Annotated in this window: 13 protein-coding genes; 8 read left to right on the top strand and 5 right to left on the bottom strand. The window is 67.4% G+C overall.

The features are described from left to right. Window positions 1–3: 3 nt before the first annotated feature. A complete protein-coding gene (locus tag FNH13_RS02800) occupies window positions 4–2,328 on the top strand; it encodes a (Fe-S)-binding protein (RefSeq protein WP_143782052.1) in 2,325 nt (774 codons plus the stop codon). Window positions 2,329–2,372: 44 nt separating this feature from the next. Here the strand turns inward: FNH13_RS02800 and FNH13_RS02795 are convergent, their stop codons facing one another. Both FNH13_RS02795 and FNH13_RS02790 read right to left on the bottom strand, forming a co-directional pair. Continuing rightward, entirely contained in the window at window positions 2,373–4,136 is a 1,764-nt protein-coding gene (locus FNH13_RS02795) for a P-loop NTPase family protein (RefSeq protein ID WP_143782051.1), read from the bottom strand. Next, window positions 4,117–4,422, bottom strand: a complete 306-nt coding sequence (locus FNH13_RS02790; RefSeq protein ID WP_143782050.1) for a hypothetical protein — start codon at window positions 4,420–4,422, stop codon at window positions 4,117–4,119. Before FNH13_RS02790 ends, FNH13_RS02795 begins: the two co-directional genes overlap by 20 nt. 167 nt (window positions 4,423–4,589) lie before the next feature. On the opposite strand from FNH13_RS02790, the gene FNH13_RS02785 reads away from it, so the two are divergent. Next, on the top strand, window positions 4,590–5,117 hold the full coding sequence (locus FNH13_RS02785) for an RNA polymerase sigma factor (RefSeq protein WP_202878851.1): 528 nt from the start codon (window positions 4,590–4,592) through the stop codon (window positions 5,115–5,117). 26 nt (window positions 5,118–5,143) lie between these two features. Here the strand turns inward: FNH13_RS02785 and FNH13_RS02780 are convergent, their stop codons facing one another. Further along, window positions 5,144–6,571, bottom strand: a complete 1,428-nt coding sequence (locus tag FNH13_RS02780) for a dynamin family protein (protein WP_165699989.1) — start codon at window positions 6,569–6,571, stop codon at window positions 5,144–5,146. Window positions 6,572–6,747: 176 nt separating this feature from the next. Between FNH13_RS02780 and FNH13_RS02775 the strand changes: the two genes are divergently transcribed. The 4 genes from FNH13_RS02775 to FNH13_RS02760 all read left to right on the top strand — a co-directional run bounded on the left by FNH13_RS02775 (window position 6,748) and on the right by FNH13_RS02760 (window position 11,909). Next, entirely contained in the window at window positions 6,748–8,019 is a 1,272-nt protein-coding gene (locus FNH13_RS02775) for a C39 family peptidase (protein WP_143782048.1), read from the top strand. Between the two features lie 96 nt (window positions 8,020–8,115). Beyond that, window positions 8,116–9,927 (top strand): Hsp70 family protein, encoded by a 1,812-nt coding sequence (locus tag FNH13_RS02770; protein ID WP_143782047.1) that lies wholly within the window; start codon window positions 8,116–8,118, stop codon window positions 9,925–9,927. Window positions 9,928–10,068: 141 nt separating this feature from the next. Further along, window positions 10,069–11,247 carry a nucleotide exchange factor GrpE gene (locus tag FNH13_RS02765; protein ID WP_143782046.1) on the top strand — a complete coding sequence of 393 codons (1,179 nt, stop codon included), beginning with the start codon at window positions 10,069–10,071 and terminating at the stop codon, window positions 11,245–11,247. A gap of 134 nt (window positions 11,248–11,381) precedes the next feature. Further along, window positions 11,382–11,909: a hypothetical protein gene (locus FNH13_RS02760; protein WP_143782045.1), complete on the top strand. Its 528-nt coding sequence runs from the start codon at window positions 11,382–11,384 to the stop codon at window positions 11,907–11,909. Here the strand turns inward: FNH13_RS02760 and FNH13_RS02755 are convergent. Beyond that, window positions 11,902–13,467: a hypothetical protein gene (locus FNH13_RS02755; protein ID WP_143782044.1), complete on the bottom strand. Its 1,566-nt coding sequence runs from the start codon at window positions 13,465–13,467 to the stop codon at window positions 11,902–11,904. The two genes, FNH13_RS02760 and FNH13_RS02755, sit on opposite strands and share 8 nt — an antisense overlap. After that, entirely contained in the window at window positions 13,464–13,943 is a 480-nt protein-coding gene (locus FNH13_RS02750) for a DcrB-related protein (protein WP_165699988.1), read from the bottom strand. The genes FNH13_RS02755 and FNH13_RS02750 overlap by 4 nt, the downstream gene beginning before the upstream one ends. A 267-nt stretch (window positions 13,944–14,210) precedes the next feature. Here FNH13_RS02750 and FNH13_RS02745 point away from each other — a divergent pair, with 267 nt between their 5' ends. Further along, window positions 14,211–14,510, top strand: coding sequence for a hypothetical protein (locus FNH13_RS02745; RefSeq protein ID WP_143782042.1), 300 nt, complete (start codon window positions 14,211–14,213; stop codon window positions 14,508–14,510). Between the two features lie 213 nt (window positions 14,511–14,723). Then, the gene (locus FNH13_RS02740; RefSeq protein WP_143782041.1) at window positions 14,724–14,993 is read left to right on the top strand and encodes a hypothetical protein; all 270 of its coding nucleotides are present in this window, start codon (window positions 14,724–14,726) and stop codon (window positions 14,991–14,993) included. Window positions 14,994–15,004 lie beyond the last annotated feature (11 nt).

Raw genomic sequence — 15,004 nt, 5'->3', positions numbered from 1 at the left:
GTCATGTCACCGGTGCAGATCATCGCCATCGTGCTCGGCGTGGGCGTGACCCTGGTCGCGGTCTCCCTCTTCGTGCGCACCATCGTCGGCTTCGTCGCCAAGTTCCGCCTGGGCCAGCCGGCCACGGGACGCACCGACGAGCCCGGTGCCCGCACGCTGACCCTGCTGCGCGAGTTCCTCGCGCACAACCGGATGGCTCGCAAGCCGATGGTCGCGGTCGCCCACTGGTTCGTGATGCTGGGCTTCCTGCTGCTCACGACCACCCTCGCCACGGCATACGGTCAGCTCTTCAACCCGCACTTCGCGCTGCCCCTGATCGGGCACTGGCCGCCCTACATCTGGCTGGCCGAGCTGTTCGGCTGGGGCACCCTGATCGGCATCATCGCCCTGATCGTGCTGCGCCAGCGACTGCACCCCCGCACCCACGACCGCGAGAGCCGCTTCTGGGGCTCGACCTTCTGGCAGGCCTATGTCGTGGAGTTCGTGATCCTCGGCGTCGGTCTGTGCATCGTGGCCCTGCGCGGCCTGGAGTACGCCCTCGGCAAGGCGACCGGAGCAGAGTGGGCCGACTTCGTCCACTTCCCCACCACCGGATGGATCGGCAACTTCTTCGACGGTATGTCGGAAGGTGCCCTGGAGACCACCATCGTCCTGGTGGCGCTGGTCAAGATCCTCATCTCCATGGGCTGGATGATCACCATCGCTGTCACCCCCACGATGGGAGTGGCCTGGCACCGGTTCCTGGCCTTCTTCAACATCTGGTTCAAGCGCCACCCGGACGGGCGCACCTCCCTCGGTGAGCTGCAGCCGATCGCGGTCGGTGGCGAGCCGGTGGACTTCGAGAACATCGAGGAGCTCGACGAGGACGCCGCGCTCGGCGTCGGCAAGATCGAGGACTTCACCTGGAAGGGTCTGCTCGACTTCTCCACCTGCACCGAGTGCGGCCGCTGCCAGGAGCAGTGCCCGGCGTGGAACACCGACAAGCCGTTGTCTCCCAAGATGATGGTGATGAACCTGCGCAACCACCACCACGCCAAAGCACCGTGGCTGATGGCCTCCGAGGAGGCCCGCGACGCAGCTGGCGACGGCACGGCGGAAGCACCTGCGGCGGGAGTGACAGGTGACGGGTCGGCGGCGGCACGGCACGGCATACCCCTCTCCGCGGTGCTGGAGGCCCAGCGGGAGCTGGTCGGCGCGACCGAGGGCGACCCGACCATCCCCACCGGTGGCGCGGTCATCGACCCGGACGTGCTGTGGTCCTGCACCACCTGCGGGGCATGCGTTGAGCAGTGCCCGGTCGACATCGAGCACGTCGACATGATCGTGGACCTGCGCCGCTATCAGACGCTGATCGAGTCGGCCTTCCCCAGCGAGCTGGGCGGGCTGTTCAAGAACCTGGAGAACAAGCAGAACCCCTGGGGTATGTCGGCCCGCGCCCGGATGGACTGGGCCAAGGACCTGCCCTTCGAGGTCAAGGTGGCCGGGGCGGACGTCGAGGACCTCGACGAGGTCGACTATCTGTTCTGGGTCGGCTGCGCCGGCGCCTATGAGGACCGCGCGAAGAAGACCACCCGCGCCGTGGCCGAGCTGCTCAACACCGCCGGAGTGAGCTTCGCGGTGCTGGGCGACGGGGAGACCTGCACCGGTGACCCCGCGCGCCGGGCCGGCAACGAGTTCCTCTTCCAGATGCTGGCCCAGCAGAACGTCGAGGTGCTCAACGAGGTCAACGCCACCAAGATCGTGGTGACCTGCGCCCACTGCTTCAACACCATCAAGAACGAGTACCCCCAGCTGGGCGGCAAGTATCAGGTCGTCCACCACACCCAGCTGCTCAACCGCCTGGTGCGGGAGAAGAAGCTCACCCCGGTCGCCCGCCCGGAGGAGGCCGACACCACGGGGGTGGCCTCCACCGCGGAGACGGTGACCTATCACGACCCGTGCTACCTGGGTCGGCACAACGGGGTCTACTCCCCGCCGCGTGAGCTGCTCGGCGCACTGCCCGGGGTGGAGATGCGGGAGATGCCGCGCTCGAAGGAGAAGTCCTTCTGCTGCGGTGCCGGTGGTGCCCGCATGTGGATGGAGGAGAAGCTCGGCAACCGCATCAACGTCAACCGCACCGAGGAGGCGCTGGCCACCGGCGCCGACCGGATCGCGATCGGCTGCCCTTTCTGCCGCGTCATGCTCTCCGACGGCCTCACCGAGAAGCAGTCCGAGGGCGCCCGCGAAGAGGTCGAGGTCGTCGACGTCGCCCAGATGCTGCTGGCCGCGGTGCGCCGCGGTGGGGGCGGCACGGAGGCCGAGCCTGAGGTCGCCGCCCCCAACGTCTAGACCGGGGGCCCCACACCATGCTGCGAGCAGATCCGCGAGCAGCGTCACAACGCGCGCAGGAGTCCCAGGGCCTTCTCGAGTTCGACGAGGCTGTCATCCACGCTCTGGATCGCTGCCTCGATGGCCTTGCGTGATCTCTCGGCCTCACTGATGGAGGCACCGCGTTGTTTGCGCTGCTCGGTCAAGAGGGCGCCCTTCTCCTGGATCTTCTGGCCTAGCAACTTGCGGTAGGCGGGCACGATCTCGGGTTTCAACTGAATGATCAGTTGATCCCACTGGCCCACCAGGGCCTCCCGCTCCTCCTTGGCGAGACGGGCGAGCTCGTAGTCCATCTGGCTCAACGTCTTCTTGCCGTGCTGGCCAGTGCGCAGCGCCACGAAGTACCCGATCCCGCCAGCGGCTGCGAGCGCCAGGCCAACCGGGTTGGACAGGTGCAGCAGAGATGTGGCCAGGCTGTAGGACAGGTTGGCACCGAAGAACCCGGTCAGTCCCGAACTGACATCGAGCGGATCGCGCAGCACCCTCGCGAGCGCTCGGTTGACGGGCGCGTGCTCCGCCCCGAACTGGTCGATCAGATCGTCCTGCAGGGCCTCTCCGACCTGCGCCCGGAGCACCGCTCTCAGCTGGTCCAGCGCCTCGGAGAAGATCAGGGCGCGCATGGCGTTGAGCTCCTGCTGGATCTCCTCCTCCAGGGCGCTGATCTGAGCCTCCCCGGAGAGCCTCTTGATGTCACGAACAGCGGCCCGGCGCGTGGTTCGCCACTCCTCCAAGCGGGTGGCGGAGTTCTTGCTGAGGGCCGCGCGGACGAGGGCGATGTCCCGGTCGAAGTGCAACGTCCACTCCTGCTGGCGCTCCTTGAGCCTGTTGACCTCGGCTTCTGTCACTGCCATGGCCTCTGCCAGATCCTGGTCCGAGGCGTGGGTGACCGCCAGCCGCTGCCCCAGGTGCGAACGCAGGTCCTTCAGCCCCGCCTCGGTCATCCGCAAGGCATTGGCCATCGGCAGCTCAGCATGCCGACGCAGCTCGTGGGACACGACGCTGAGAAGCTCGGTCCACCCGGACCTGTGGAGCAGCAGTTCGCGGCGGGCCTCGTCGTCCTGCCGGTAGGCATGGGCGGCCATCGTGGTGGAGACGCCCACCACCGGGATCCCGCTGCGGAGATGGTCCCGCAGCACCTGAGTGTTGGTCTCGACGACCTCGGACCAGGAGTCCGGAAAGGTGTCGATCTTCGTGACAACAACAACCAGTGCGTCGACTGGGCGCAGGTAGGCCCGCAGATAGTCAACCTCCGGTTGCAGGAGGGGAGCTCCGGCGTCTGTGACGAAGACGCCGACCGAGGCAGCCCGCACCAACATGCGGCTCACCGTGGCCTGGGGTCCGTCGATGCCACCCTCACAGGGGGTGTCTAGGAGGACGACATCGTCGCCGAGGGCACAGGAGGACCACTCCACCTCCACGCCCACGGCCCCCTCGTGGAAGGTGTCAGACGCCGAGCCCTCGGCCCCCAGCCACCGGAGAGGAGCGCTCCCGGTGCGCGGCGGGATCACGCGCCGGTAGCGGTTGACCAACCGCTCCTCCATCGACGCAGTGGTCTCGTGCGGGGACAGCAAGTGCACCAGCGTGCTCTTGCCCTTGCCCGGCTCCCCCAGGAAAAGAACCGACGGCGCGTGCGGTCGACCTGCTGCGATGGCCTGCGCCTGCTCGGCGACAACTGGCTGGTCGTGCGTCCTGAGCAGTGACCAGGCGGCAGTGCAGGCGGCGTGTCCGACACGCCTGGCCGTCAGGTGCTCAGGAGAAAGGGTCGCCATCGAAGTCCTCCCCGTCGTAGGGCATCGGGGCTCCTGCGTCCGCGATGTGAGGTTCGGCGTCGGCAAGGCCGAGGTCACCGTCCTCAACAGCACAGTCCCCGACCGCCTCATCGAGGCTCTGGTCGTGGGCGACCTCGTCCGGGTGGTCATGGGCGACCTCGTCCGCGTGGTCGTGGGCGTGGTCCTCCTCCGGCGCGGTCAAGCGCAGGGCGGCCTGCCAGATGCGCTCGGGCGGACCCTCTGGGGTCGCCAGCCAGTCGCCCAGGTTCACGTCGTGCGATGACATCAGCGCCACGCCACCGATCGCGGACCTGCAGGGCAGTGCGCGCCCTCGCCCGTCTTCCCGCCGCTCATCCCTTTACAGCGGGAGCGGCGGCTGGCTATGCTCCGGGTGCAGTCGTTAGGCCTCCGGGGTCCGAGCCCCACTCCCGTGAAGGGGCCACCGTGATGGACGTGCGCGCAGCGACCGAGCAGGAACTCGTGGTAGCCGCCAGTCGTGGTGATCACGCGGCCTTCGAGGCCCTGGTCAGCGAGCACAGGACCCTGATCTGGGCCGTCTGTCTCCGTGTGACGGGCAACCAGAACGACGCGGAGGACGCCCTGCAGGAAACCCTGCTTGCGGCGTGGCGGGGCATCGGCTCGTTTCGCGGCCACAGCCGGTTTAGCACCTGGCTCTATCGTGTCGCCTCCAACGCAGCCGTGCACCAGTCCCGCAAGCGCCGGGACATCCCCAGTGATATCACGGACGATCAGGTCGTCAAGCCCGAGTTCACCCAGGCGCTGGCCGACGCCGACCTGATCCAGCTGGCGCTGCGCCGGTTGCCTGAGAACTTCCGGGTCGCCATCGTGCTGTTCGAACTCTGCGACTTCACGTATGCCGACATCGCCACCTATCAGGGTGTCGGGATCCAGACCGTCAAGAGTCGCCTGAGCCGGGCGCGGCAGGCCCTCCACGCCGCGATCCGCGGACTGGACGAGTAAGCGTCTTCCCACCATCACTGCGCTCCTTACCTCCACTGTGCTCCATGCGTCGCAAGCAGGATCATCGACCGGGACAGCACCCGTGCAGCCTGGGCCTCCGCACCGGTCCCCGCCGTGCCGGCCAGGGCCTGGAACCTGCCGGCCAGGGCGAGCGGCTCGGTGTCACCGACCCCAGCCAGACGGGACGGCACCCTGTCCGGTTGCCGCTGGAGGGCCTCCAGGACCGGGATGAGCTCGTGACCGGGAGAGGCCCTGCGTAGTTCCGCCAGGGCACGCCACTGGTCGAGCCGGTGAAACTCGGGTGAGGCAAGGGCCTCCTCGAGAGCACTCTCCAGCTCCCCTCCCCAGCGTTCTCGCCTCGCCATTGTGGTCACCTCACCGAGGATGGAGTCGACCCGGGCCAGACCGCCGGACGCGCCCAGGACGTCCTCAAGCAACCGCTCGAGAGGCCGCATCCCGCTGAGCTCCTCCACCCAGTCCAGCAGGCCGGGGGAGGAATCCGCGTGTTGCCTACCGTGGCGCACACCGTAGGCGCCCAGCAGCGCCGTGAGCCGGTCGAGACCCTCCTGAGGCACGTCGGGCACGGGCCCCAGCAATCCGGCATACTGCAGATCGTCATCATCCACGTCACGCAGCAGCCGCAGCGCCCTGATGTCCCGCTCCCGCAGCAGCCCGGTGCGGACGGTCTCCGCGAGCAACCCGGAGACGGCCACCGCACCCGCCAGGACGCCATGGGTGTCGGGCAGTTCAGCCGCTGCTCGCTGCGCCTCCTGCATCGGGTCCACAGCCCCCCAGGGACCGGCCCCGTAGTTGTCCGCGTGTGAGAGCACAGCCAGCACCCCAGACTGCGCCGGGAGGTCGGCGACGGAGGTCCAAGCCTGGGCGAACCGCTCGAGGAAGGCCACATCGTCCGCACGGAACATGTCGCGCACGACGTAGAGCACCACATCCGGCCGAACCCCGTGCGTGGCAGCCGTTGTCAGCGCGAGCTCGGTGTGCTCCGAATTGCCCGTCATGGCTGAGCCCAGGCCTGGCGTGTCCAGGATGGAGAATCTGCGCAGCGCGGCTTCCTGGACGTGGACAGTCAAGTGGGCCACGTCGTCTGCACCCAGGGCGGCGAGGTCCGGCCCGTCGTGCCCCATGGTCACCCGCTGGCTCGACCCGTCTTTCATCGTCGCCTCGGCCCGCGCCGGTGCCCCGAACCGGTAGGTCGTCAGGACGGCGGTGGTCTCACGGGCCGCAGTGGGCGCGACTCGGGCGCCGATGAGGGCATTCACCAGCGTGGACTTGCCCGCACTGACCCGGCCGGCGATCAAGACCAAGGGCGGCTCTGCCAGCCTCGCGCGGTGCCCGTCGAGAATGGCCTTGACCCCTGGGCCCGCCGTGCGGCTGAGCCTGAGCAGCAACTCATCGGCAGCAGCTTCCACTCCCCCGGTGTTGGGCAGACGGGACACCTCGGCTCCTTCACCACGCACTGCTGGGGTGGGCGTTCAGACTCATGCTGTTTGAGTCGATGCAGCCTACGGATGTTCCCTAGCACGAGCAATCCCCTCCGCGGGAACATCAAGGCACCGCTCCGGCTCTAAGCAGTCACGATCCGAGGGCGCTGGCCCCGACAGAGGAGAGCACCATGGAAAGCTTCGACGCAGATCCGACCTTCGATGCGGCGGACGTTGCACCTGGTCCGCCGATCGAGCCGGCCACGCTCGTCATGGACGGCTCGGGACCGGACGCCACAGCGGTGGAACCGGACAGCGGGTTGGAGAGTGCCTGGTACACCCTCGGGGACGTCGCGGTCCTCGTCGAGGACACCGACGGGGACGCCGAAGCAGACACCGCATGGATTGACCTGGACGGGGACGGGGTCGCTGACCTGATCGTGAGCGAGGTCGACGGCGGCTACCTGCTGAGCGATCCCACCGGTGTGGAGTCGGACCTGTGGCTGTCCGCTGACGAGGTCCTCGCCAGCGAGCCGGAGTTGGTGGCGCTTCTGGACACCACCTTTGGGCAGACCGATGGTGAGGTAGACCTTGTCCCGGAGGGCGGCGGAGAGCAGCAGTGGGTGCAGGACGGTCGCCTGGTCGGCGATCCGATGGGGGACGCGCAGCACTGGTTTGAGCAGGCGGCCAATGGCTTCTGTCTACCAGCCAGCATCGCCCAGGTCGTCTCGGAATACACCGGGATGGACTTCACCGACGAGCAGGCCTTCGTCGACATAGCGAACGAGCTCGGCGCCTTCGTCGTCGGCCCTGACGGCGTCCCGGGCCTGACCCTGGACAGTGGGGTGGCCATCCTCCACGAGGTCGGCGTCCCCGCCGTGTCGGGCTTCGGTGACCTGGCCTCACTCGAGGCTCAGCTCGACGCCGGCTACAGCATCATCGTGGCCGTCGACAGCGGTGAACTGTGGACCGGGGAAGCCCAGGAGGACCACGCAGCAGACCATGCCCTTGTCGTCACCGGCATCGACCACGAGCGGGGCACCGTCCTGCTGTCCGATCCCGGCACCCCTGGCGGGAACCTGGCTGAGTACCCGCTGGGGCTCTTCGAGAACGCCTGGGCGGACTCCGACCACTCCTGGATACTCGTCGAACAACCCGCCAGCAACGTCACCGCTGATCCCAGCTCAGCACCCCACGATGCGATGGAGGTGGTCGAGCCCACGGACAGCGTGCCGCAGCCCGCACCGGTCACGTCCGAGGAGCTGGGCGACCTGGTGCAGCCCACCCCCATCGACACCGAGGAGATCCTGGACTCCATCCGGAATCCGGACCTGTCCGAACTGGGGACCGATGATGACACCTTCCTTGAGCAGACCACCGCCTGGGCGGTGCAGCACCCATGGATCCTGATCCCCGTGGCGCTGGTCGCCGGCCGCCTGATGAGCCGGCCCAACAACGGATGAGACCCGTCGGGGTCCTCGTCTGCGGGAACATCGGAGCCGCACCCAGCCTCTAAGGCTCAGGTCATCGACGGGAGTCAAGGAGTCAAGGAGGAGTCCGTGGAGGGTCAGGCGAGGACGGGCTGGCGCCTGGCGATCGACTTTGGCACAACGAATACCGCCGCAGCAGTCGAACACATGGGCCAGGTGCACCCGCTGCGATTGTCTGCCAGCTCTCACCTGATGCCGTCGGCCGTCCTGGTCACGGACGGCGACATCAGGACCGGCTCGGCCGCGACACGGGGGGCCGCGATCCATCCCGCTGGGTACGAACCGACCCCGAAACGTCGCCTCATAGAGGAGCAGATCCTGCTCGATGGTGATCTGATCCAACCAGTGAAACTGGTGGCAGCCATCCTGCGCAAGGTCTACGAGCACGCCCTCGCCGATGCCGACCAGGTGCCGCCGACCGAGGTGGTGCTCACTCACCCCCAGGCGTGGCACGCCCATCGGATCGGCCTGCTGCGTGCTGCCGCCGAGCAGGCCGACATACCCGCGGACCGGCTGCGCTTGGTGTCCGAACCGCTGGCCACAGCCTGGTATTACAGCGCGGGCGACCCCTTGCCTGCGGGCGCCTACTTGGCCGTGCTGGACCTGGGCGGGGGCACCAGCGACGCCGCGCTGCTGCGCTACGTCGTCGAGGCGGGCACCGGCCGCTACGAGGTGGTGGACTCTGACGGCATCGACCCGCTCGGTGGTCACGATTTCGACTCCCGTCTCGAGACCTGGGCGCAGAACCAGATGTGTCAGGACGGCCCGCCGGACCTGCTGGCCGAGCTTGAGCACCCCCGCCAGACCCGTGCCAGGTTGACCCTGCGAGAGGACGTTCGAGCGGCCAAGGAGAGCCTGAGCGAGAACCAATCCGAGACCATCGGCGTGATGGCAGGCACCCAGGAATGGGTCGGTGTCGTCACGCGCAACGAGTACGAGGAACTGGTCGCGGTCGACATCGACCGCGCCGTCGGCCTGGTCCTCAACCTCCTTCGTGACCTACCCGGCGCGCCGGAGGTCCACCGGCTTTATCTAACCGGTGGATCCAGCATGACACCGCTCCTGCAGCGGCGCCTCGAGGAGGTGCTGCCCGGTCGGATCGGCACTCGTGGAGACCGCAAACAGGTGACCGCCCTCGGGGCTCTGCACGTCCCAGCCGTGAGCGCCCCGCGCCCGCCTGCACCTCTGCCTCCGCCCGTTCCTCACTCGACGGATTCTGGTCCCGCCCAGCACACCGTCCCCAGCCAACCGACAGATGGAGGGCAGCCGACGGGCCCGAACCACGAGGCTCATGCTGGCGCGGGGCGCAACACGACCAGGACCGTCATGGCTGTCGGCGGCGTCGTCGCCGCGGTGGCAGCGACCGTGGCGGCCTTCTTGACTCTTGGCTCCGACGATTCGGAACCGAACTCTCCTGGAGATACCCCGACCTCAGGTGCGCCACGCTCAGACGCAGTCATCGCGACGGCCGCAGACATGGAGCGGCTCATCGCCGATCACCAGCTTGCCCTGCGGTCCAGCTGCGTCGAGGTCGACCTGGCGGATCTGCCTCAGGATGACGGTGAAGTCGTGGTTCTCGAATGCAGTGACCCTCTCACCGACTCCCCAGCGATGCTCCATCTCTCAAGCTTCGCGTCAGTGGCTGACACCGCGGCCGCATTCGACTCCCAGATCCAGGTCTTCGACGACCAGGGCGCACTCCCGCTCTCGGAGCGCGCCTCCTGGGGAGACGGCGTGTCGCAGGGCCACGAGAGTTCCTCCGCAGCGACCTTTTCCTGGACCGATGAGTCGACGATGACGCTCAGCGTCCTCGCCTCAGCCGACCTCAGCGCAGCCGACCTCTACGTCCACTGGCTGGACTACCCGGACTACTCACCATAAGTCAGAACAACCAGGAATCGTGACGCCCATGAGCGACCACTGAAGACTCTCAACTCGGGACATCGTCCAACAACCAGCACGAAAGGGGTCACGATGAATCTGGGACTAGCCGCTCGTCCACCACTCTGCGTGGTGGCGCTCGTGATCGTCACTTTCGTCAGCCTCATGGTCCCGACTGCATCGGCGAGCGAGGAGCGGCTCTACGTGGATGTCAACCAACCGCACTATGCCGACGCCAACGAACTCGCCCGGGACGCGGATCTCGTCGTGAGGGGCACTGTCACCGCGACGGTCCCGCAGACAGAAGGCCCCATGCTGCAGGAGGCCCATGAGGTGAATGTCACCCACACCCTGGCCGGGCGGCCGCACGGGACGCTAGTGGTCGTGCAGGACGTCGGGTCGGCCGACGGGGCTGTGCACATGGAAGGACAGCACCTGCTCACAGAAGGGACGGACTACGTGCTCTTCCTGGTGTCAGACGGGCCTCACTTCCGCACTGTGGGCGGAGCCCAAGGAGTGTTTGTGCTGTCCAGATCGGGCTGGATATCAGCGGCGCCCGCACGGGAAGACCTTGACCTCGGGACGCTGGCAGACGCCGAGATGACAGGTCAGGCAGGACCAACGCCTACGCCTGTCGTCACCACGCCCCCTGCCCCATCCAGCGCGACGGCAAGTCCAACCACTACCAGCCCTCGGCCCACGTCGTCTCTGCCACCCGAGACGTCGACCTCAACCGCGATCGACGGCCCTACCGCCACTCTGATCGCTCCGGACATCTCTGAGCAGCCTGACCTGCCAGCGGGTGAGGATGGGCCGGGGTCGTGGCTCCTCACTCTGGTGTTCTTCGCCGGTCTGGCGCTCGGGGCGGCCGCGACAGCCGTTGCGCTCGCCCGCCGGCGACCTCCCACGCAGGGCAGGGAACACGCTGCGCCCGACGTGGCGCGGCCGGATGGCTACACGACTCCGAGCGGCGAGGCGGTCTCCGCACAACCTTCAGCCGGAGTGCCCCTTCAGGATCAGACCGCCTCCGAGTCGGCAGCGGCTGCGGTGCAAGGCCTGATTGCCGTGGCAGACCTCACGGACAGCCCGGTGCTCTTAGCTCAGGTGGAACGGAGCCTGCGGCGGGCGGGGGTGGAAGTCGTCACGGCCACCGAAGGGCAGCCATTCGACACAGCATGGCACCACGGGGTGGGCGTGGTGCCCGCGCCGAGCCCAGACCTTGACCTGAGTGTGGCGCGCGTGGTCCGGTCGGGATGGCGCACCGCGGACGGGCTGCTCCGTCCGGTCGAGGTCGAGGTCTATCGCAGCGATGTTCCCTAGCTTGCGCCAACCACACGGTCGCACTCGCTGCCCGGCGGCAAGAGCTGTTGGATCGGGAACAATTGACGCGTTCTCACCCTCCAACTCGGCAAGACAGGCGAACATCGACGAGTTGCCGGCATGAGGGAGCGATCATGGGTGAGTGGCAGGTTGACAGTGACGGTGACGGCTATGCCGAGAGCACCCTGGTGGACACCACCGGTGATGGTGTCGTGGACATCTCGTTCAATGACACAAACCTCGACGGCGTCTGGGACATGATCGGCTACGACACGACCGGAGACGGCTGGGCGGACCAGTACCGCTTCGACTTCGACCAGGATGGCTTCTACGAGGCCTGGGCCTTCGACCCCGAGCAGGACGGCAAGATCCTGACTCTGTACTACGACCAGAACCGCGACGGCATCGCCGACGTGCTCTTCTGCGACGACAACCAGGACGGCGTGCTGGACAGCCTCTACGCCCCCTACGAGTCAGGGACCTGGATCCGAGTCTACTCAACGCTGGCTCCAGGTCCGGCCACGGGAGACCTCGGCCACGGCGAGACCAGCACCTGGAACCCGGGGCTTCAGCAGGTCTACGACCTGATGAACAACCATTACCAGAAGATGGGCTATATCACCTTGGGCATCCCCTTCGAGGAGCGCACCATCATCAACTGACCTGCTTGTCGAGAACCTCTTGAGCGTGCTGGCGGGTGCCTTCAACCGGATCGGCGGCGGCGAGGTGTCGGACCTGTTCCAGCCCGTCGCGAGGCCAGGCAGCACCAGGCCAGGCCTGTAGAACATTGAGTGCCATGTTGCGGTTGCGCACCACGGGGCTACGCAGCGCGGCGCCCACCAGATCACCCCCGACCCCGGGATAGTTCCGCAGAGCCTGGAGGGTCCAGTCGAGGGCCCGGTGCGCGCTGAACCCGACACCGAGACCGAGTTCGTCGCGTGCTCCGGTGGCCATCTCCGCCAGAGGAAGCACCTCACGCGCGAGGTCCACCACCTGCCGGGCCCGGGTCTCGTCAACCTGCTGCCATGCGTGGAACCACCAGTTCCCGAAGGGATCCACAGCCAGACGGCGAAGCAGCAGGTCGAACGTGTCAATGCCTCGTGACCGGGCGACCTGGTGCGCCGCCCAGAAGACCGATCCGTCGTCCGACCGGAGCCCCTCGGACATCCTCTCGTTCCACAGGTCCCTGCTGAGCACCTCGGCGCACCGGCGGAGCAGCCGCTCGCGGAGCACCGCAGACCAGCCGTCCTGGATGCGCCGTTCCCAGCCCTCCGGCTCGGCCAGGTAGGACTCGACTGCTGCGACCGCTTGGTGGTCACCGAGGGTCTCGGCCCGGGCGACCATGTGACCAAGGAAAGCCTCGACGGCGGCGGGGGCCTCGGTGTAGTCGTCGATACCTTGCGCTGGCCCACCCGCGACCAGCGCGACGAGGATCTCCCCCGCAGCGGTCAGCAGTTCGCGATCGGGGTCACGGTGCTGCAAGGCTTCTGCGAGGTTCCCCGTCGTGGCGGCGATATGCGCGAGGTACTCGTGCATGACCGTGTTCCGGAAGCCCGTGCGGAGGATCCAGGACCGAATCTCAGGATCCGTGGTGTGCCGCAGACGCTCCACGCTCTGGATCCGGCCCCACCCGTCGACCACCTGGGCGAGCGCCCACAGCTCCCGGTCCGGTGCCGGCAGCCCGTTGCGGATGGCGATCGACGCGTAGAGCGTGAACTCCTCGTGCGCCCCCAGAGTGCGCAGGATCACCAGGTCCTCGTCGTCCAGGACCGTTCCCCCGAGGATCAGCATCCCGATCTTGACGGCCCCACGATCGGGCGCTGTGGTTGCGAGCCACCGCCCCAGGTCATGGACGTCGGAGACGCTCGCGTTGAGCTGGCCGAGCCGCCGCATCATCGGGCCGACATAGGCGAACGGTCCATCAGCGCTCACTGCTGCATACACCGCTGTCAGACTCTCTCGGTCCGGGTGTCGCCCGGCTGCAGCGATGAGACCCGCGACCTCCTCTGCCTTCTCCTCCTGGGAGACCCTTGCGGCATGATGACCGAGGACACCGTCGCGCGCTCCGGCAGCCCACCGGATGTCTCCGGATGACGCGGCAGCAGGATCATCGGGCAGCACCGGGCTGCTGTCCCCAAGATGCCCGGCAGCGTCGAGTCGGGCACGGATGACGTCGTAGATCGCCGGCCCCTGGGCCACCCGCCCCGCCAGCTCGGTCACGACCGCTGACCCGAGGCTCGGGACGAGATTCCACCGAGCAATCCCCGGCGCTGTCCCTGAGGGCTGGCTAGCACCACCCCGAGAAGCACATCACGCAGCAGGACCTCGACCCGTGAGAAGTTCGGACGCGGGGTGGTCGCGGTGGCGGTGAAGCCGCGCCCTGCCCCGGCGTAGTAGGCCTGCATCTGAGTGACCGGAACACCGTCCTGCGGGGTCCAGGTGAAGTGGCGCAGGAAGGCGCGCTTGCCGCCGAGCCAACTGATCGGTCCGAAGCTCATCTCGGAGAGCCACGGGAACTCCCGGGTCAGCAGTTCACCCTGGAGTTGCGCGTAGGCTGCGCTGTCGAGCGTGGGATCCAGCGGCTCGCTGGAGACGATGACGTTGGCCTGCCCGTCGGGCGCCAAGATCGTGATCGACTCCTTATGGAACCATCCCTCCGGCAGCGGCACGGACAGCTGCGACGCGACTGCTCTCATCGTCTCTCCCATGGCCTCGACGGTGGTGGTCTGCCCGTTGGAGAGGTGCCGTCCCGAAGATGTTCCCGCGCCCCGACATATGGTCGAAGACCGAGCTCGGCCACGAGACGTTCACTGGCCTCCTCGGGCCGGTTCCCGACCAGCACCCCTGATCTACTGCCACCACCAGCACGCCGGCCAGTTCGACCTGGTCCAACACCGGCGACCAGAATGTCAGCTGATGTGAACTGTCCTCCCGGCTGGTGCTGGACCGCACCCTGCTCGCCGATGAGCTGCAGGAAATCAGGGGAGTCGACGGCCCGGGACGCCGGGTTGCAGGCCGTCACCGTAGTCCCAGGCTTTGCCGCCCAGCACGACGGTGAAGGACCTGGTGCATCTCACGGACGAGTGCTCCTTCCTGGTGTCACCGGCGCGGACGACCGCTGGAGCCGTGGCGCAGCTGACGTGCACGCCGAGGTCGCGCAACGCAGGCTGGACAACCTCTCGGTGATCGTGCGCCCCGGCGGTCACAGCTTCCCGGCCAACGATCGTCAGGACGTCTACGCGTTGCGCGCGACATTGCTCTGATATATGTGCCACATGGCCCCAGACCGGATAGTCCGCAGGATCTCAGGCCCCCTGGTCATGTCCCTCATCGGGCTAGCACTTCTGGGTGCCTGCTCCGGAGACGACGGACCGAGCGCAACACCTGAGGTTTCCTCATCCACCCCCACCCTCGAAGCTACTGAAATCGCGAAGGCGCCAGAGGAGCCTGCTACTCCGACGGTGCCCGACGTCCCGGTGGCCGAGATCGAGCAAATCCTTGCCTCGGGAGACGGAGACCTGATCCTGGACCTGGTTGGCGCTCCCGCCGAGGCGGACATCGACCCGGCCGCTCTTTCCGAGATCACTGAACTATTAGTGGGCGCAGAGCTTGACCCCGATGGCATCGCACCGTTCGGGGATGGCGTCGTCACGATCCCGGCTGTCGTTGATGGCAGGGCGTGGCTTTTCTATCTGGTTCTGCACAATGGCGAGTGGAAGCTTGCGCTGACCGAGGAGACACCATGACTCGGGCCCGG

Origin of the sequence: Ornithinimicrobium ciconiae, from assembly GCF_007197575.1 — a bacterium.
In the GTDB taxonomy this organism is placed as follows: Bacteria; Actinomycetota; Actinomycetes; order Actinomycetales; family Dermatophilaceae; genus Ornithinicoccus; species Ornithinicoccus ciconiae.
This window is presented reverse-complemented; position numbering and strand designations above follow the sequence as displayed.